This window comes from Amycolatopsis sp. A133 (assembly GCF_031082405.1).
Taxonomy (GTDB): domain Bacteria; phylum Actinomycetota; class Actinomycetes; order Mycobacteriales; family Pseudonocardiaceae; genus Amycolatopsis.
In genome coordinates, this window is the sequence record NZ_JAVHJU010000067.1 from 465205 (window position 1) to 483218 (window position 18014).

At 71.5% G+C, this 18014-nt stretch carries 18 protein-coding genes; 4 read left to right on the plus strand and 14 right to left on the minus strand.

Features of this window, described 5'->3' with window-relative positions:
* Nucleotides 1–88: 88 nt before the first annotated feature.
* The 6 genes from Q5425_RS41235 to truB all read right to left on the minus strand — a co-directional run bounded on the left by Q5425_RS41235 (nt 89) and on the right by truB (nt 5960).
* Nucleotides 89–2347: a polyribonucleotide nucleotidyltransferase gene (locus Q5425_RS41235; protein ID WP_308677841.1), complete on the minus strand. Its 2259-nt coding sequence runs from the start codon at nt 2345–2347 to the stop codon at nt 89–91.
* Nucleotides 2348–2580: 233 nt separating this feature from the next.
* The gene (gene rpsO / locus Q5425_RS41240; RefSeq protein WP_003084034.1) at nt 2581–2850 is read right to left on the minus strand and encodes a 30S ribosomal protein S15; all 270 of its coding nucleotides are present in this window, start codon (nt 2848–2850) and stop codon (nt 2581–2583) included.
* A 130-nt stretch (nt 2851–2980) separates the two neighbouring features.
* Nucleotides 2981–3484, minus strand: coding sequence for an RNA 2',3'-cyclic phosphodiesterase (gene thpR, locus Q5425_RS41245; protein WP_308677842.1), 504 nt, complete (start codon nt 3482–3484; stop codon nt 2981–2983).
* On the minus strand, nt 3484–3957 hold the full coding sequence (locus tag Q5425_RS41250; protein WP_284749483.1) for a helix-turn-helix transcriptional regulator: 474 nt from the start codon (nt 3955–3957) through the stop codon (nt 3484–3486). The genes thpR and Q5425_RS41250 overlap by 1 nt, the downstream gene beginning before the upstream one ends.
* Nucleotides 3958–4043: 86 nt before the next feature.
* Nucleotides 4044–5027, minus strand: coding sequence for a bifunctional riboflavin kinase/FAD synthetase (locus Q5425_RS41255; protein ID WP_308677843.1), 984 nt, complete (start codon nt 5025–5027; stop codon nt 4044–4046).
* A gap of 27 nt (nt 5028–5054) precedes the next feature.
* Nucleotides 5055–5960 (minus strand): tRNA pseudouridine(55) synthase TruB, encoded by a 906-nt coding sequence (gene truB / locus Q5425_RS41260; RefSeq protein WP_308677844.1) that lies wholly within the window; start codon nt 5958–5960, stop codon nt 5055–5057.
* Between the two features lie 103 nt (nt 5961–6063).
* Here truB and Q5425_RS41265 point away from each other — a divergent pair, with 103 nt between their 5' ends.
* Nucleotides 6064–6444, plus strand: a complete 381-nt coding sequence (locus Q5425_RS41265) for a VOC family protein (RefSeq protein WP_308677845.1) — start codon at nt 6064–6066, stop codon at nt 6442–6444.
* Nucleotides 6445–6458: 14 nt separating this feature from the next.
* On the opposite strand, the gene Q5425_RS41270 is transcribed toward Q5425_RS41265, so the two are convergent.
* The 3 genes from Q5425_RS41270 to Q5425_RS41280 all read right to left on the minus strand — a co-directional run bounded on the left by Q5425_RS41270 (nt 6459) and on the right by Q5425_RS41280 (nt 10460).
* Nucleotides 6459–7781, minus strand: coding sequence for an MFS transporter (locus Q5425_RS41270; protein WP_308677846.1), 1323 nt, complete (start codon nt 7779–7781; stop codon nt 6459–6461).
* Between the two features lie 228 nt (nt 7782–8009).
* Entirely contained in the window at nt 8010–9329 is a 1320-nt protein-coding gene (locus Q5425_RS41275; RefSeq protein WP_308677921.1) for an MATE family efflux transporter, read from the minus strand.
* Nucleotides 9330–9470: 141 nt separating this feature from the next.
* Nucleotides 9471–10460: a bifunctional oligoribonuclease/PAP phosphatase NrnA gene (locus Q5425_RS41280; RefSeq protein ID WP_308677847.1), complete on the minus strand. Its 990-nt coding sequence runs from the start codon at nt 10458–10460 to the stop codon at nt 9471–9473.
* Between the two features lie 25 nt (nt 10461–10485).
* Here Q5425_RS41280 and Q5425_RS41285 point away from each other — a divergent pair, with 25 nt between their 5' ends.
* From Q5425_RS41285 to Q5425_RS41295, 3 genes are all read left to right on the plus strand, one after another.
* Nucleotides 10486–11517 carry an SAM-dependent methyltransferase gene (locus Q5425_RS41285; RefSeq protein ID WP_308677848.1) on the plus strand — a complete coding sequence of 344 codons (1032 nt, stop codon included), beginning with the start codon at nt 10486–10488 and terminating at the stop codon, nt 11515–11517.
* Between the two features lie 98 nt (nt 11518–11615).
* Entirely contained in the window at nt 11616–12158 is a 543-nt protein-coding gene (locus Q5425_RS41290; RefSeq protein WP_308677849.1) for a helix-turn-helix domain-containing protein, read from the plus strand.
* Nucleotides 12155–12772, plus strand: a complete 618-nt coding sequence (locus Q5425_RS41295) for a class I SAM-dependent methyltransferase (RefSeq protein ID WP_308677850.1) — start codon at nt 12155–12157, stop codon at nt 12770–12772. Before Q5425_RS41290 ends, Q5425_RS41295 begins: the two co-directional genes overlap by 4 nt.
* Here Q5425_RS41295 and Q5425_RS41300 read toward each other — a convergent pair.
* From Q5425_RS41300 to infB, 5 genes are all read right to left on the minus strand, one after another.
* A complete protein-coding gene (locus Q5425_RS41300; protein ID WP_308677851.1) occupies nt 12769–13248 on the minus strand; it encodes a hypothetical protein in 480 nt (159 codons plus the stop codon). The genes Q5425_RS41295 and Q5425_RS41300 overlap by 4 nt on opposite strands.
* The gene (locus tag Q5425_RS41305; RefSeq protein WP_308677852.1) at nt 13245–14069 is read right to left on the minus strand and encodes an alpha/beta hydrolase-fold protein; all 825 of its coding nucleotides are present in this window, start codon (nt 14067–14069) and stop codon (nt 13245–13247) included. Before Q5425_RS41305 ends, Q5425_RS41300 begins: the two co-directional genes overlap by 4 nt.
* Before the next feature lie 4 nt (nt 14070–14073).
* Nucleotides 14074–14559 carry a 30S ribosome-binding factor RbfA gene (gene rbfA, locus Q5425_RS41310; protein WP_308677853.1) on the minus strand — a complete coding sequence of 162 codons (486 nt, stop codon included), beginning with the start codon at nt 14557–14559 and terminating at the stop codon, nt 14074–14076.
* 18 nt (nt 14560–14577) lie between these two features.
* On the minus strand, nt 14578–14871 hold the full coding sequence (locus Q5425_RS41315) for a DUF503 domain-containing protein (protein WP_308677854.1): 294 nt from the start codon (nt 14869–14871) through the stop codon (nt 14578–14580).
* A 70-nt stretch (nt 14872–14941) separates the two neighbouring features.
* Nucleotides 14942–17959: a translation initiation factor IF-2 gene (gene infB / locus Q5425_RS41320; RefSeq protein WP_308677855.1), complete on the minus strand. Its 3018-nt coding sequence runs from the start codon at nt 17957–17959 to the stop codon at nt 14942–14944.
* Nucleotides 17960–18014 lie beyond the last annotated feature (55 nt).

The following is an 18014-nucleotide window of genomic DNA, read 5'->3' on the forward strand; positions in this document are numbered from 1 at the left end:
CCGGCGTCGTGAGTGGTAAGGCGGGTTAGAACCCGCTTTACCACTCACGACCCCCACCGCGGTCAGGAGGCCTTCGACGGAACTGGTGTTACTTGGCGTCGGCCGTCTCGGCGTCGGCAGCCGGCGCGTCACCCTCGGCGGCCGTGGCCGGAGCGTCGTCTTCCTTGACGACGATCAGGCTGATCTTGCCGCGGTTGTCGATGTCGGCGATCTCGACGCGGAGCTTGTCGCCCACGTTGACCACGTCTTCGACCTTGTTGATCCGCTTGCCGCTGCCCAGCTTGGAGATGTGCACCAGGCCGTCCTTGCCCGGCAGCAGCGAGACGAACGCGCCGAACGCGGCCGTCTTCACCACGGTGCCGAGGAAGCGCTCGCCGACCTTGGGCAGCTGCGGGTTGGCGATGGCGTTGATCAGGTCGATCGCCGCCTCCGCCGACGGACCGTCGGCCGCGCCCACGTAAATCGTGCCGTCGTCCTCGATGGAGATGTCGGCACCGGTCTGCTCGGTGATCGAGTTGATCATCTTGCCCTTCGGGCCGATGACCTCGCCGATCTTGTCCACCGGGATCTTCACGCTGGTGACGCGCGGCGAGTACGGGCTCATCTCGTCCGGGCTGTCGATCGCCTCGGCGATGACCTCCAGGATGGTGTGACGAGCGTCCTTCGCCTGCTTCAGCGCGGCGGCGAGCACCTCGGAGGGGATGCCGTCGAGCTTCGTGTCCAGCTGCAGGGCGGTGATGATGTCCTTGGTGCCGGCGACCTTGAAGTCCATGTCGCCCATGGCGTCCTCGGCACCGAGGATGTCGGTCAGCGCGACGTAGCGGGTCTCGCCGTCGACCTCGTCGGAGATCAGGCCCATCGCGATGCCCGCGACCGGCGCCTTCAGCGGCACACCGGCGTTGTACAGCGCCATGGTGGACGCGCAGACCGAGCCCATCGAGGTCGAGCCGTTGGAGCCCAGCGCCTCGGAGACCTGACGGATCGCGTACGGGAACTCGTCCCGCTTCGGCAGCACCGGCACCAGGGCGCGCTCGGCGAGCATGCCGTGGCCGATCTCGCGGCGCTTCGGCGAACCGACGCGGCCGGTCTCGCCGGTGGAGAACGGCGGGAAGTTGTAGTGGTGCATGTAGCGCTTGTGCGTCTCCGGGGACAGCGAGTCGATCTGCTGCTCCAGGCGAAGCATGTTCAGCGTGGTGACGCCCAGGATCTGGGTTTCGCCGCGCTCGAACAGCGCCGAGCCGTGCGCCCGCGGGATCACGGCGACCTCGGCCGCGAGCGACCGGATGTCGGTGAGGCCACGGCCGTCCATGCGGATCTTGTCCGTCAGGACGCGCTTGCGCATGATCTTCTTGGACAGCGCCTTGAACGCGGCGCCGATCTCCTTCTCGCGGCCCTCGAAGGCTTCGCCCTCGCCGATGCCGACCTTCTCCAGCACGGCGGCCTTGACCTGGTCGGTCGCGGCGTCGCGGTCCTGCTTGCCGGCGATCTGCAGCGCGTTCGCCAGGTCGTCGGTCGCGATCGCGGCGACGGCGTCGAAGGCGTCCTGCTCGTAGGCCAGGAAGACCGGGAAGTCGCCGGTCGGCTTGGCGGACACGTCGGCCAGCTGCTGCTGGGCCTCGCACAGCACCTTGATGAACGGCTTGGAAGCCTCGAGGCCCTGCGCGACCGAGACCTCGTCCGGTGCCTTGCCGCCGGCGGCGATCAGGTCGAGCGTGTGCTCGGTGCCCTCGGCCTCGACCATCATGATCGCAACATCGTCACCGACGATGCGGCCGGCGACGACCATGTTGAAGGTCGCCTTTTCCAGCTGCGACCAGGTCGGGAACGCGACCCACTGGTCCTCGACCAGTGCGACGCGGACGCCGCCGACCGGGCCGGAGAAGGGCAGGCCGGCGATCTGGGTCGACGCCGACGCGGCGTTGATGGCCAGCACGTCGTACGGGTCGTCCGGGTTGAGGCTCTGGACGGTGATGACGACCTGGATCTCGTTGCGGAGACCGTCGGTGAACGACGGGCGCAGCGGCCGGTCGATCAGGCGGCAGGTCAGGATCGCGTCGGTCGAGGGGCGGCCCTCGCGGCGGAAGAACGCGCCGGGGATGCGGCCGGCCGCGTACATGCGCTCCTCGACGTCCACCGTCAGCGGGAAGAAGTCGAAGTGGTCCTTCGGGTGCTTCGACGCGGTCGTCGCGGAGAGCAGCATGGTCTCTTCGTCGAGGTACGCGACGACGGCGCCGGCGGCCTGCTTGGCCAGGCGGCCCGTCTCGAAGCGGACGGTGCGGGTGCCGAACCGGCCGTTGTCGATCACGGCTTCGGTCTCGTGCACGGTGACTCCGGTGGAGTCGGTCATAGGGTGTATCTCCTCTTTAGTTCCTTCGTACGACGCGAGTCTCCCACCCTGGGACCCATTTCGCTGAGGACGCTCGAGGAATGAGGCCGGTCTTCGATCGAAGCTCCCGGGACACTTCCCGGGAACCACTACCGAGGACCGGCGGAGGAAACCCTCGTGCGCGCTCGCGCCGGTTGATCTTGTTCCTGCAGCGAGGGGGAGCGACCAGGACGGTCACTCCCCCTCGGTTGCAGCTATCGGCGCAGGCCGAGGCGCTGGATCAGCGCACGGTAACGCTCGATGTCCACCTTCATCACGTAGTTCAGCAGCCGGCGGCGACGGCCGACCAGCAGCAGGAGCCCGCGACGCGAGTGGTGGTCGTGCTTGTGAGCCTTGAGGTGCTCGGTGAGGCCGACGATGCGCTTGGTGAGCAGCGCCACCTGGGCCTCGGGGGATCCGGTGTCCGAGTCGTGCACGCCGTACTCGGCAAGGATCGACTTCTTCTCTTCGGTGGACAGCGCCACTTGTGTTGCTCCTCGAGATAATCAGTGCCGTGCGGCCCCGGGCGTGGATGCACGCCGGGAAGACGGTCACGGCCGCCACGGACTGCAGCCGGACCCGCTCGTGAGGTTACCAGCCCGCTGAACAGGGCCTTCAGGCGCCGTCCAGCCCGAAGGCACGGACCACCCGGTACCGGGGACCACCCGGCTCGCGTTCGCTGGCCATCAGCGCCACCTCGGTGGCTTGCCAGCTCCGGCTCGCGAAGCCGGCGAGCTCTTCGGTCCAACGCGCGGCGAGCCCGGGTTCTTCCCGGGGGAACCGCGCGAGCGTCAGGTGGGCCCGGTAGGGCCTCGGTTCGGCGTCGGCGCCCGCGGCGTGCGCGAGCGGCGTCAGCTCCGTTCCGGCGACAGTCAACCACAGCACCCCGGGGAACGTCGCGGCCTTTTCCAGCCGGACGTCGATCGCCGGGCGCCCGGCCAGCCGCTCGCCCAGCCAGGCGGCGCGGGACTCCACGTCGTCCGGGCCGTAGTAGGCGAGGGTGACGTGCCAGCGCTCCGGCGGCTCCCAGCGGAGGCCTTGGCCGGTGGTTCCGACGGCCGCCGTGATCGCTTCGACGACGTCGTCCGGCGGGAGCAGCGCGCTGAACAGGACCGGCATCAGGCGCCGTTGCCCGCCCGGCGGAGCAGGTCGGCGATGGCCGGGAACTCGTCGTCGAGGCGCTTGGCGGCCTCGCCCAGGTCTTCGTCCTCGGCCAGGTCGCGCAGGTAGGCGAGGACCTTCTGGTCTTCGTTGACCACCGGGATGTTGTCGCGGCCGACGGTGGGGCGGGAGTCGCGGACGTCCTCCATCGCGGCCAGCATCGCGTCGCGGTTGCCCGCGGCGACCTCGGGGACCAGGATCTTGCGCTCGAGCATGATCATCCTGGCCAGCACGACCGGGTTGCCGATCTTCGCCCGCCGCCCGCTCATCACCTGGCTGAGCATGGGGGCGCTGATCCCGAGGACCTCGGCCAGGAACGCCTGCGAAACGTCGAACGCGACGACGAGCCGGCGCACGCGGTCACCGAGCGGCTCCCCGTACCACTCGCGCTGCAACGCGATGTTGCGCTGGACGATCTTGTGGTCCTCCACCAGTCTTCCGCTCCCCTGTTTTTCCTTCGCGCACACCGTCCGTGAGCATCTTGCCATCGCTGTCACGTGCGCGAACGCGTAATCCCCTATTCGCCCCCGGCAGGGGCGTCCGGGGGCACCTCCAGTGCCTTTCTCGTCGCGACGACGTCCTCGTCGATCTGCGCGACCAGCCCGGCCGAATCGGCGAACCGCACCTGGTCGCGCAGCCGCGCCACGAAGTCGATCGCCACGTGCTGGCCGTAGAAGTCCTCGTCGACGTCGAGGACGAACGCCTCGACGGTCCGCTCGCGCCCGGAGAACGTCGGATTGGTGCCCACCGAGACCGCGGCGCGCAACCGGCGCACCGGATCGGCCGAACGGGTGAACCACGCGCTGTAGACGCCATCGGCCGGGACGGCGGCGAAGCGCGGCGTCGACAGGTTCGCCGTCGGGTAGCCGAGCTCGTGGCCCCGGCCGTCGCCGCGGACGACGATGCCCTCCAGGCGGTGCGGGCGGCCGAGCGCTTCGGCCGCGGCGACCACGTCCCCGGCGTCGATGCACGACCGGACGTAGGTGCTCGAGAAGGTGATCGCCGACTGGTCCTCTTCGGACAGTTCCTTGCCCTGCAGCTCGGCGCCGAAGGCGGCGAAGCCGAACCGGCGGCCGAGGGTGCGGAGCAGCTCGACGTCGCCGGCCGCCTTGGCGCCGAAGGTGAAGTTGTCGCCGACGATCACCGCGGCCGCGTGCAGCCGGTCGACCAGCACCTCGTGCACGAACTCCTCCGGCTGCAGCCGGGACAGCTCGAGGGTGAACGGCAGCACGCAGAAGACGTCGACACCGAGGCCCTCGACGATCTCGGCCTTGCGCCGCAACGTCGTCAGCTGCGCCGGGTGGCTGCCCGGGCGCAGCACCTCCGACGGGTGCGGGTCGAACGTCAGCATGACGCTCGGCAGGCCGCGTTCGGCCGCTGCCGCCACCGTCCGGCTGATCAGCTCCTGGTGCCCCCGGTGCACCCCGTCGAACACGCCGATGGTGACCACGCACCGGCCCCACCCGCCGGGAAGGTCCCCCAGCCCACGCCACCGCAGCACGTCGCACTCCCGTCTCTCGAGCCCACCCTAGGCGGGCAGCAACACCACAACCGCGCGGGACACGCCCTGTTCGTCGGCGGCCAGCGCGAGCACCCGGCCGTCGGGTCCGAAGAGGCCGTAGGTGCCTTCGACGCCGGCCGCCGGGATGCGCTGGCCGTGGCGGACCGCTTTTGCCGTCGCGGCGTCGAGGTCGCGGCGCGGGAAGGCCGCGGCGACGGCGGCGTCGAGGTCCAGGCTCAGTTCCGGCTGTTCTTCCAGCTGGTCGAGGGTCCTCGCCTTGGCGAGGGTGAAGGGGCCGACCGTGGTGCGCCGGAGGGCCTTCAGGTGGCCGCCGACGCCGAGGTCGGCGCCGAGGTCGCGGGCCAGCGCGCGGACGTAGGTGCCGGACGAGCACTCGACGACGGCATCGACCTCGATGTGGTCCTCCTCGTGGCGGACGCCGAGGACGTCGAAGCGGTAGACGGTGACCGGCCGGGCCGGGATGACGACGTCCTCGCCGGCGCGGACGCGGGCGTAGGCGCGCTTGCCGTCGATCTTGACCGCGCTGACCGCGCTGGGCACCTGCTGGATGTCGCCGGTGAGCTTGGCGATGCCTCGGGTGATGTCTTCGTCCGTCGTTTTTGTGGTCTCGGCCTGCGTCAGGACTTCGCCCTCGGCGTCGTCGGTGGTGGTGCTGCTGCCGAGGCTGAGGGTGGCCAGGTAGGTCTTGCGGTCCAGGGCCAGGTGGCCGAGGAGCTTGGTGGCGCGCTCGATGCCGAGCACCAGCACCCCCGTCGCCATCGGGTCGAGCGTGCCGGCGTGCCCGACCTTGCGGGTCCCCATGATCCGGCGGGCCCGGGCGACGACGTCGTGCGACGTCATACCGGCGGGCTTGTCGACGATGAGGAGGCCGGGAGGCGGGGCGGGACGGCGGGGCGGTTTGGGGCTCGACACGCGGCAAACCCTAGCGGCCGCTTGTCGTGGAACGGACGACGGTCACTTCCCCGCCCGGCCCGGAGCTTTCACGTGAAAGCTCCGGGTCGGGCAGGGTGGGGTCATGCGGATCAGACACCAGGTCGTCACCTTCGACGCGGCCGAGCTCGCCGCCGAGAGCCGTTTCTGGGCCGGGGTCCTCGGCGGGGAGGTGGACGAGGACGGCGACTGGCACATGGTGCTGGTGGACGGGGCGCCGCGGGTCGGCGTGCAGCTCGCGCCGGACCACACGCCGCCGCAGTGGCCGGACGGGCCGTCGAAGCAGCAGGTGCACCTCGATCTGTGGGTCGAGGACTTCGCCGAGGCGCACGAAGCGGTCATGGCGCTCGGCGCCACGATGCTGAAGCCGGCCGCGGGCAGCACGTCCGGGGACGACTTCCAGGTGTACGCCGACCCGGCCGGGCACCCCTTCTGCCTGTGCTGGCTGGTTCCCCCGCGCGGGTGATCAGGCCGCTCGGGTCAGGCGGCGACGATCGGGGTCTCGGGGAGGGCGGCGTCCCAGCGGCGGCGGGTGATGCGGACCGGCAGTTCCTCGCCGCGGGCCTCGGCGAGGAACAGGTGGGCGCGGGTGCGGCGCCACCACACCAGCAGGCGGAACGTCCCGAGCGCGAGGATGGCGATGATCGCCAGCAGCGAGACGCGGAAGTTCCCGCCGGTCCACTGCAGGAGCACGCCGACGGCGAGTGCGGCGATCGTCGTCGCCACGAAGCCGCCGACGTTCACCACGCCGGTCGCCGTGCCGACGCGGCTGAGCGGGTTGTAGTCGCGGGCGAGGGCGAAGCCGATCATCGACGCCGGGCCGCCGAGGGCGAGGAGCGCGAACGCCGGCACCAGCACCGGCACGGGCACCTGGCCCGGCCAGCCCAGCAGCACCGCCCAGATCAGCACGGCGCCGCCGATGTAGCCGCCGACCAGCGGCATCCGCAGCGACGGGCGCCGTCCGATCAGGCCGCCCAGCAGCGGGCCGCCCGCCATCGAGCCGAAGACGAACACCGTGAGCAGCGCGCTCGCCGTGGCCTTCGACTGGCCCTGGCCCTGGACCAGCCAGGGGACGCCCCACAGCAGCGTCAGGGCGTTCGGGGCGAACATCGTGCTGAAGTGGACCCAGAAACCCAGGCGCGTCCCCGGCGTCCGCCAGGCTTCGGCGACCTGGTGGGCGAGCTCGCGGGGGCGGACTTCGCCTCGGACGGGCTCCGGGGTGCCGGCCGGGACGTCGCGGACCCGGAGCGTCACGACCAGGGTGTAGAGGACCGTGACGGCGCCGACGGCCAGGAAGGTGGGGGTCCAGCCGGCGCTGTCGAGCACCAGCGACAGCGGAACGGTGGCGGCGAGGTTGCCGATGTAGCCGACGGCCGCGGTGAACGACGTCAGCAGCGCGTACTGGCGGCCCGGGAAGTGGGCCGCGACCAGGCGCAGGACGCTGACGAACGTGAGGGCGTCGCCGAGGCCGAGGACCCCGCGGGCGAGCAGGCCGAGGCCGTAGGAGTGCGCGAGGCCGAGCAGGAGCTGGCCCGCGCCGAGGATCAGCACGGCGACGGTGAGGACGCGGCGGGGACCGTAGCGGTCGACCAGGACGCCGGTCGGGATCTGCATCGCGGCGTAGACGCCGACCTGGAGGACGGTGAAGGTGCCGAGCGCGGCCGCGCCGACGCCGAAGCGCTCGGCGGCCTGCAGCCCGGCGACGCCGAACGACGTCCGGTGGAAGACGGCGAGGAGGTAGACGGTGACGGCGGCGAGCCAGATCAGCCAGGACCGGGCGGTGGCGCGGCCGATGGCGGGCACGGGTTCCTCCAGGGTTTCGGCGTTCGTTCGTCCGGACGCCTGCGCTGCCGTCCCTACTACTTGTATCCCCTAAGCAACCGTGAACCATAGCCGCGACCCGGGTGGTTTTCACCACAGGTAACCGCCATCACCCGTGCTCAGAGAGGCATCACGCGTGATTGGGCGGGCATCACGCGTGATTGGAGGGGCATCTCGCGTGATACGGAGCTGATCACGGCGGTTGCGGGTTCAGGCGGGGCGGGTGGCGCCGGTCACCGCCCAGTTGCCCGAACGCCAGCGGGCCAGGACCGCCGCCAGGCGGAGGACCATGAACAGCGAGAGGCCGGTCCAGATGCCCGTCAGGCCCCAGCCGAAGCCCAGGGACGCCCAGATCAGCGGCAGGAAACCCAGCGCCGCGCTGCCCAGGGTCGCGTTGCGGAGGAAGGCCGCGTCGCCCGCGCCCAGGAGGACGCCGTCCAGGGCGAAGACCACTCCGGCGATCGGCTGGAGGGCCACGAAGAACCACCACGCGTGCGGGATCTCCGCCAGCACGCCCGGGTCGGACGTGAACGCGTGCGGCAGCACCCACGACAGCGCCGCGAACAGCACGCACAGGAAACACCCCAGCAGCAGCCCGTACCCGGTGATCTGCGACGCCACCCCGCGCGCCCGCCGGGCCGCGCCCGCCCCGAGCGCCGCCCCGACCAGCGACTGCGCCGCGATCGCGACCGAGTCCAGCACCAGCGCGAGGAACGTCCACAGCTGCAGCACCACCTGGTGGGCGCCGACCGCCTCGGTCGACGTCCGGGCCGCGACGGCCGCCGCCGAGACGAAGCACGCCTGGAACGCCAGGCTGCGCAGCACCAGGTCGCGGCCGAGGCCGAGCTGGGCGCGCATCACCTTGAAGTCCGGCCGCAGACCCACCTTTTCGCGGGCCAGCGCCGCGAAGAACAACACCGCCGAGATCACCTGCGCGGCGACGTTCGCGATCGCCGAACCCTCGAGGCCGAGGTCGGCCCCGTACACGAGAACCGGGCACAGCACGGCCGAGATCCCGTTGCCCGCCAGCACGTACCGCAACGGCTTCGCGGAGTCCTGGACCCCGCGCATCCAGCCGTTGCCCGCCATGGTGACCAGGATCAGCGGCGCCCCGAACAACGCGATCCGCAGCCACGACACCGCCGCGGCGGTGATCTCGCCGTCACCCGAGAGGACCCGCGCGATCGGCCAGGCCAGCAGCTGCCCCGCGGCCAGCACGAAGAGCCCGACGAAGACCGCCAGCCAGGTCGCCTGGACGCCTTCGCGGACCGCGTCGGCCCGGCGGCCGGCGCCGTGCAGCCGGGCGGTGCGGGACGTCGTGCCGTACGACAGGAACGTCAGCTGGCTCGACACCTGGGCCAGCACGACCCCGCCGAGGGCGAGCCCGGCCAGCGACAGCGCGTCGAGGTGACCGACCACCGCCGTGTCGACCAGCACGTACAGCGGCTCGGCGGCCAGCACCCCCAGTGCGGGCACGGCCAGGCCCAGCACGCGCTTCGCCGGAACCCGCTCGGTCTCCTCCACGTTCACCACGATCCGGACTCTAACCGCCGCCACCGACCGTCCTGACCGGCGGGAACCCGGGAACTTTCCGCCGCCGCCGGCCGACGCAGTGCCGCGAACGACTCATTGGGGACCTCACAGGTCCCGAATGAGTCATTCGCGACGTCGCTACAGCAGCGGGGCGCGCTCCAAGGCGTCCCGGAGACCGGCAACGACCTCAGCGGCGGAGCCGGCGATCGTGCAGCCCGCGGCCTGCCGGTGCCCGCCGCCGCCGAACTCGGCCGCCACCGCGGAGACGTCGATCCCGATGCTGCGCAACGAGATCTGCCACTGCCCGGGCTGCGCCGGGTCCGCTTTGAGCACCGCCGCGACGGCCGCCTCGCGCACCGAGCGGACGACGTCGATGACCGACTCGACCTCTTCGCCACGCACCGTGCGCGCCGCTTCCAAGGGGACCACCGCGTGCACAAAACCCCGTCCCTGCGCCGCTTCCGGCTCCAACCGGGCCTCGCGGAGCACGGCCGAGAGCATCGGCAGCCAGGCGAACGGGCGCTCGTCGACGATCCGCCGCACGATCGCTTCCGGATCGGCCCCCGCTTCCAGCAGCCGGGCCGCCATCCGGTGCGTCTCGGGGCTCGCCCGGCGGAACCCGCTGGTGTCGGTGACGATCCCCGCGTAGAGCCCGCGCGCGATCGGCTCGTCCAGCTCGGCACCCAGTTCGTCCAGGACGCGGAACACCAGGACGGCGCTGGCCTCGGCGCTCTCGTCGACGACGTGGCAGGTGCCGTAGAACGTGTTGGTCGCGTGGTGGTCGATCACCAGCACCGCGCCGGCGAGCTCGACGCGCCCGGCGAGCCGGCCGAGCCGCTTCGGCGTCGGCGTGTCGACGCAGACGAGCAGCGCTTCGGAGTCCGGCAGCGCGTCCGGGTGAGTGAGCAGGCTGTCCTCGTCGAGCCACCGCAGCGTCTCCGGGGCCTCGTCGGGCTCGCCGAAGGACACGCGCACGCGGGCACCGCGCTGCCGCAGTGCCCGGCCGAGGGCCAGCGCGCTGCCCAGCGCGTCCGCGTCGGGCCGCACGTGGCCGAGGATCGTCACGTCCGTGGCCGACGCGAGCAGCGCGGCCGCGTCCCGGATGTCCTGCGCCGAAGTAGGGGTCACGGTGCGTCACGCTACGCTTTGCGGGATGCCTGAGTACGCGATGCTGGTCTACCCCTCGGCCAACCGGGTCTACGCCGCCTCCTCCCCCGCGCTGCTGCGCGCCGAGCTGGCGGTGTTCGGCGCGGGCCTGGCGGCCGAGCTGTCCGCGATCGAGGAGGCCGAGTTCGGCGGCGTCGGCTACGTGCGCTTCACGAGCTCGGCGGCCCTGGGCGAGGACGACCTCGCGCTCCTGTCGAACCTCTCGTCGCTGTACGCGCTGTTCGAGGTAGGTGACGGCGTCCTCCGTCCGGTGCAGGTGACACCGCTGGCGAAGGCCGACTCGGACCTGCTGACCATCCAGAAGTACGCGGGCAAGACGAACGAGCTGTTCACCAAGCTGCTGGTGAACGTCACGCTGATGGCGACCGCGGACCCGTTCTCGGACAAGCCGAAGTACCTGCTGGACCCGCTGTGCGGCCGCGGCACCACGCTGAACCAGGCGATGATGTACGGCCTGCACGCGACCGGCCTGGACGTCGACGCCAAGGACTTCGAGGCGTACGAGGCGTTCATCAAGACGTGGCTGCGGAACAAGCGCGTGAAGCACACCGCCGAGTCGGGCCCGCTGCGGCGCAACAAGGCCCGGCTCGGACGGCGGCTCGACATCGAGTACGCGCTGGACAAGGAAGCGTACAAAGCGGGCGACACCCGCAAGCTCACCTACTTCAACGCCGACACCCTCACCACCGACGAGGTGCTGCGGGCGAACTCCTGCGACGTGATCGTGACCGACGCACCGTACGGCGTCCAGCACGGCAGCCACCGCGAGACGGGCCTCCAGCGAAGCCCGCGCGACCTGCTCGCGGCGGCGATCCCGGTGTGGACGCGGGTGCTGAAGCCCGGCGGAGCGCTCGGCATTTCGTGGAACACGACGGTGCTGCCGCGCGAAGAGCTCGTCGAGGTGCTGCGGAAGGCCGGGCTCGACGTCCGGTCCGGTGGGCCGTGGGAGGAGTTCGCCCACCGGGTGGACCAGGCCATCCTGCGCGATCTCGTGGTGGCCGTTAAGCCCGCGTCCTGACCGGACGGGATCACCCTGATCCGGCGGCGCTGAGGGCGGTCGACAAAGCGCTTCGCCGTGCACCGGGCGGCGGTCACGCCCCGGCTATACTCCGGGGTGTGACCGTCGAGCAACGTCCCCTGCGCGCGGACGCCCGGCGCAACCGCGAGGCGCTGGTCGCGGCCGCGCGGAAAGTGTTCGGTGCCAAGGGGGTCGACGCCCCGCTCGACGAGATCGCGCGACGCGCCGAGGTCGCCATCGGCACCCTCTACAACCGCTTCCCGACGCGGGCGGACCTTGTCGAAGCCACGTTCCTGCCGACGCTGGAAGAGGCTCAGGCCGTGCTGGACGAGGCCCTCGCGTGCGAGGACCCGTGGGAGGGCTTCGTCTTGTTCCTCGAGCGTTCGGTGCAGATGCAGGTCTCCGACCGCGGCTTCACCGAAGTGTGCTCGCGGACGTTCGACCCGGGGTCGGAGCTGGAAAAAGCGAAGCAGGCCAACGGTTCCCGGATGCACCGGATCATTTCCCGCGCCCAGGAGGCCGGCGCGTTGCGAACGGACTTCCGGGGGCCCGACCTCGCGATCGTGTTCGCCGCGGCGACCGCCACTCCGGACTGGCGGCGTGCGCTCGGCATGGTCCTCGACGGTCTGCGCGCGCGATGACGTGGCTTGCGGACACCCGCACCTCCTACGACACGGTGGCTTCGAGCTACGCGGAATTCGTGTCGGACGCGCTCGAAGAGCAGCCGTACCTGCGGGCGGCGCTGACGCTGTTCGCCTCGCAGGTCGACGGGCCCGCGGTGGACGTCGGCTGCGGCCCGGGGCACTTCACGGCGTACCTCGCTTCGCTGGGTGTCGACGCGTCCGGCATCGACCTGTCGCCGGGGATGATCGACCTGGCCCGCCGGTCGCACCCGGAGCTGCGGTTCGAGGTGGGGTCGATGACGGACCTCGCGCTGCCCGACGCGTCGGTCGCGGGCGTGCTGGCGTCCTGGTCGCTGATCCACGTCCCGGACGACGACGTGCCGGGCGTGCTCGGGCACTTCCACCGGGTGCTGCGGCCGGGCGGCCTGCTGGTGATCGGCTACCACGTGGGTGCGGGAACCCGGCTGAAGACCCAGGGCTACGGCGGGCACCCGATGCGGGTGCACATCCACCTCCGGCAGCCGTGGTGGCTGGCCCGGCGGGTGCGGGAAGCCGGGTTCACGATCGAGGCGGAGTGGCTGCTCAGCCAGGAAGCCGAGGTAGCGCAGGCGATCCTGTTCGCGCGGGCTTAGGCGAAGGCTTGCTCGGCGAAGCTCAAGCCACCGCGTTCGGTCATGGTCAGGACCTGCCGGTCGACGTGCTGCGGCGCCGTGCGCACGTACTGGCGGAAGCCACGGGCCCGGAACTTGAGGTCGAACGTGTGCCCGGCGAGGTGCCACCTCGGGTACGGCCGGTCGTCCGGCGGGTCCAGGCGGTTCAGGTCCGAAATTTCCAGGCAGTCGTACAGCGGGCCGATTTCGCCGGTGATGTCCCAGGCCTGCTCGAACACCAGTGTCGACGGGGCGACCCAGAAGGTGAAGTGCTTCTGCCGCGGTGCCGGGTCGACCCAGCGGACGATGTAGTCCAGGTCCAGCAGCAGCCGCGTCGCGGGCACCGTGTCGTCCTCGTACTCGACGACGCTCACCGCGTGCACGCGGCAGTCGTGCCAGCCCATGGTCGCGAAGTCCGCGTCGGTCCAGACGGCCTTGGACAGCCCCGAATCACTCACGACAGACGCTCCCCCACGAACTTCAGGACTTCGGGCAGTACGCCACGCCAGTATTCGTCATCGTGCCCGCCCGGGGAAAACCGGGACACCCGTGGCGAAACCGCCTTCACCAAGCGGCGGTCCGCGCCCAGGAACGGGTCCGACTCGCCGCACCACACGCCGAGGCCGTCGGGACGCAAATCTTCCTTGTGCAGCAAGGGTTCCGCAGCCCGCCAGTTCGCTTCGTCCGCGAACACCTTGCGGCTGCGTGCGTCCGGCCAGCTGACGAACAGCGCCGCGCTCACCGTGGCCACCGCCTTCAGGTCCGGGTGCGTGCGGGCGAAGCGCAACGCGCCGAAGCCGCCCATGGAAATGCCGAACACCGCCGAAGCCGGGCGCAGGTCGCGGGCGGCCAGCCAGCCGGGGACTTCGTCGGTGAGCATGCGCTGCGGGTCGTCGCCGGTACCGACGTCGACCCAGTAGTGGTCGCCGTCGACCGCCGCGATGGCGAACGGCGGCGTGCCGGCGCGGACCGCCGCTGTCAGGAGCGCCGGGACGCCCAGCGACAGGAACGTGCGGGCCCGGGCGCCGCGGCCGTGCAGGGCCAGGCCCACCGGCAGACCCGAGGCCGGGACACCTTCGGGTGTGATCAGGACCAGTTCGACGTCCGCGCCCCGGGCCGCCGAGCGCATCCGCTGGACCGTCACCGGGTCGTGCAGCGGCGACGGACCGGTCGGGGCCGGCACCGCGGGCGGGCCGGGCGGCGGCCCGGACGGCGAAGACGAGCAGCCCGCCAGCAGCGCCAGTGCGCTGCCGGCGAGCACGCCGCGGCGGGAGAGCACGGGGTCAGCCCCGGCTCTCCTCCTCCGCCAACTCGTCGTCTTCGGCGTCTTCGGTGTCTTCGCGAGGCGCCTTGTACGGATCCGGTTCGCCCGCGTGCTGGGCACCGGTCGCGCGGCGCGCGACCTCCGCGTCGGCCTCGCGGGCCTTGGCGAGGAGGTCCTCGATCCGCTTCGACTCCTCGGGAATCGTGTCGGCGACGAAGGTCAGCGTCGGCGTGTAGCGGACCCCGGTGCCCTGGCCGACCTTCGTGCGCAGCACCCCGCGCGCCGATTCGAGCGCGGCGGCCGCACCGGCGAAGTCCGGGGGGACGTCCAGCTTCTCGCCGAGCACCGTGTAGTACACCGTCGCGTCGTGCAGGTCGCCCGTGACCTTCGTGTCCGTGATGGTCACGTAGTCCAGCCGGGGGTCCTTGACCTCGTGTTCGATCGCGGACGCGACGATCTGCGAGATCCGCTTGGCGAGCTTGCGAGCCCGAGCCGGATCAGCCATGTCGTTCTCCTAGAAAATCTAATCGTCTGGACCGAGCAGCCGCCGGCGGGCGGAGAGCAGTTCGAACTCCGGCCGGCTCGCCACGTACCGCTCACACGAGTCGAGCACGTCCCGGACGTGCTCGCCACCTTCGGCGACCACGGCCACCCCGATGAGGGTCCGGCGGTGCAAATCGGTGTGCCCGGCTTCGGCCACCGACACGGCGAAGCGCTTGCGCACCTCGGCCAGCACCGGACGGACCACGGATCGCTTCTGCTTCAGCGAATGGACGTCGCCAAGCAGGATGTCGAGCTCGAGAGCTCCGACGTACATAGGCAGTTTGGGGGGTGTAGTAGGGAGACACCGGGTGTGCGCGAGAACGCACACCCGGTGTCGATCGTCCTTACGCGCGGGGCTTCTCGCGCTGCTCGTACGTCTCGATCTCGTCGCCGACCTTGAGGTCGCCGTACGAACCGAGCGTCAGACCGCACTCGTAGCCCTCGCGGACCTCGACCACGTCGTCCTTGAACCGCCGCAGCGAGCTGATCGGCAGGTTCTCCGCCACGACGGTGCCGTCGCGGAGCAGACGGGCCCGGGCGTTGCGCCGGATCTCGCCGGACATGACCAGGCAACCCGCGATCGTGCCGATCTTGGAGGACTTGAAGACCTCGCGGACCTCGGCGCGGCCCAGCTCGACCTCTTCGTACTCCGGCTTGAGCATGCCCTTGAGGGCCTGCTCGATCTCGTCGATCGCCTGGTAGATGACCGTGTAGTACCGGACGTCGACGCCCTCGCGGGTGGCCCGCTCGGTCGCCTTGCCCTGGGCGCGGACGTTGAACCCGAGGACGATCGCGTCGGACGCGGTCGCCAGGTCGATGTCCGACTCGGTCACGCCACCGACACCGCGGTGGACCACGTTCAGCTCGACCTCGTCGCCGACGTCCAGCTGGAGCAGCGAGGCTTCGAGAGCCTCGACCGTACCCGAGTTGTCACCCTTGATGATCAGGTTGAGGCTGTTCGTCTCCTTCAAGGCGGAGTCGAGGTCCTCGAGGCTGACCCGCTTGCGACGCGACGCGTTGAGCGCGTTGCGCGTCCGGGCGGAGCGGCGCTCGGCGATCTGCCGGGCGACGCGGTCCTCGTCGACCACCAGGAAGGTGTCGCCCGCACCCGGCACCGAGGTGAACCCGATGACCTGGACGGGACGCGACGGCAGCGCCTCGGTGACGTCGACGTTGTGCTCGTCGACCATCCGGCGGACGCGGCCGTAGGCGTCACCCGCCACGACCGAGTCACCGACGCGCAGCGTGCCGCGCTGGACCAGGACGGTGGCCACCGGGCCGCGGCCGCGGTCGAGGTGCGCCTCGATCGCGACACCCTGGGCCTCCATGTCCGGGTTGGCCCGGAGGTCCAGAGCGGCGTCGGCGGTCAGCAGGATCGCCTCGAGCAGACCGTCGATGTTGATGTTCTGCCGCGCGGAGATCTCGACGAACATCGTGTCGCCGCCGTACTCCTCGGCCACGAGGTTGTACTCGGTCAGCTGCTGCCGGATCTTGTCCGGGTTCGCGCCTTCCTTGTCGATCTTGTTGATCGCGACCACGATCGGGGCCTTGGCGGCCTGCGCGTGGTTGATCGCCTCGACCGTCTGCGGCATCACACCGTCGTCGGCCGCCACCACGATCACCGCGATGTCGGTCGAGTTCGCACCACGGGCACGCATGGCGGTGAACGCCTCGTGACCCGGGGTGTCGATGAAGGTGATCAGGCGCGGGTTGCCCTCGAGCTCGGTCTCGATCTGGTACGCACCGATGTGCTGCGTGATGCCGCCGGCCTCGCTCTCGCGGACCTTCGTCTTCCGGATCGTGTCGAGCAGGCGGGTCTTACCGTGGTCGACGTGACCCATGATGGTCACGACCGGCGGCCGGATCTGCAGGTCCTCTTCGCCACCGGCGTCGTCGCCGTAGGTGATGTCGAAGGTGCCCAGCAGCTCGCGGTCCTCCTCCTCGGGGCTGACGACCTGAACGTGGTAGTTCATTTCGCCGCCGAGCAGCTCGAGGATGTCGTCCGACACGGACTGCGTCGCGGTGACCATCTCGCCGAGGTGGAAGAGCACCTGCACCAGCGAAGCCGGGTTGGCGTCGATCTTCTCGGCGAAGTCGGTCAGCGAGGCACCGCGCGGCAGCCGGATCGTCTCGCCCTGGCCCTTGGGCAGGCGGACGCCGCCGACGCTGGGCGCCTGCATGTTGTCCATGTACTCCTGGCGCTTCTGCCGCTTCGACTTGCGGCCCTTGCGCGAGGGACCACCGGGACGCCCGAAGGCACCCGCGGTACCGCCACGGCCACCGGGGCCGCCACGGCCACCGCCGCCACGGAAGCCGCCGCCACCGGCCGGGGCACCGCCGCCGCCACCAGGACCGCCGCCACCAGGACGGAAGCCGCCACCGGCACCGCCGCCGCCACCAGGACGGAAGCCGCCACCGCCGCCACCGCCACCGGGACCGCCACGGAAACCGCCGCCGCCACCGCCACCGGGACCGCCACGGGCGCCGCCACCAGGACCGCCACGGGCGCCGCCACCGGGACCGCCGCGAGCGCCGCCACCGGGACCGGCGGCCGGGCGCTGCGTGCGGCCCGGCATCATGCCGGGGTTCGGCCGCGGGGGCATGTTGCCCGGGCTCGGCCGGTTGCCACCGGCTCCACCACCCGGCCGCGGGGCCGGACGGTCACCGCCGGCGCCACCGCCGGGACGCGGGGGCCGGTTGTCGCCGCCCTGGCCGCCACCGGGGCGGGGGCCCTGCGGACGCGGCGGGGCGCCGGAACCGACGCCGAACGGGTTGTTGCCGACGCGCGGGGTGCGCGGGCCGGGCTTGGGACCGCCGGGCTTGGGGCCCTGCGGCTTCGGCGGGACGACCGAACCGGTGCCGCCCGCGGGGGGCGTGGCCGGGGTGTCCTGCTTCGGAGCGGCCGGAGTGGCCGGTGCCTCGGCTTTGGCGGCCGGGACCTGCTCCTCGGGTGCGGGCGCGGCGGGCTGCTGACGCGGGCCGGGCCGGGGGCCGGGGCGCTGCCCCGGGGTGGCCGGCTTCGACGCCGCGGGCGCCTGCTGCTGGGGTGCCGGAGCCGGAGCCGAAGCGGCCGGAGCGGGCGCCGCCTGGGCCGCCGGAGCCTGCTGGGCAGGCGCGGGGGGCTTCGGGGCGGCGGGCCCTGGCTTGGCGGCCGGCGGGCCGGGGCGCGCCGACGGACCGGGGGTGGGCTTCTTGGCGCCCTTGGGCGCATACGCGTCACGGAGACGGCGGGCGACGGGCGCCTCGACCGTGGATGACGCGGACTTGACGAACTCGCCCTGTTCCTTCAACTTCGCGAGAACGTCCTTGCTGGTGATGCCGAGCTCTTTCGCGAGCTCGTGTACGCGGGCCTTGCCTGGCACAACTCTCCTCATCTAGGGGAGGCCAGGCGGAAATCCCGCTGACCTCGTCCTTATT

Coding starts and splice junctions, on each gene's coding strand:
- Q5425_RS41235 (WP_308677841.1), bottom strand. CDS start 2,347: ATGACCGACTCCACCGGAGTCACCGTGCACGAGACCGAAGCCGTGATC.
- thpR (WP_308677842.1), bottom strand. CDS start 3,484: ATGCCGGTCCTGTTCAGCGCGCTGCTCCCGCCGGACGACGTCGTCGAA.
- Q5425_RS41265 (WP_308677845.1), top strand. CDS start 6,064: ATGCGGATCAGACACCAGGTCGTCACCTTCGACGCGGCCGAGCTCGCC.
- Q5425_RS41285 (WP_308677848.1), top strand. CDS start 10,486: ATGCCTGAGTACGCGATGCTGGTCTACCCCTCGGCCAACCGGGTCTAC.
- Q5425_RS41295 (WP_308677850.1), top strand. CDS start 12,155: ATGACGTGGCTTGCGGACACCCGCACCTCCTACGACACGGTGGCTTCG.
- rbfA (WP_308677853.1), bottom strand. CDS start 14,559: ATGGCTGATCCGGCTCGGGCTCGCAAGCTCGCCAAGCGGATCTCGCAG.
- Q5425_RS41315 (WP_308677854.1), bottom strand. CDS start 14,871: ATGTACGTCGGAGCTCTCGAGCTCGACATCCTGCTTGGCGACGTCCAT.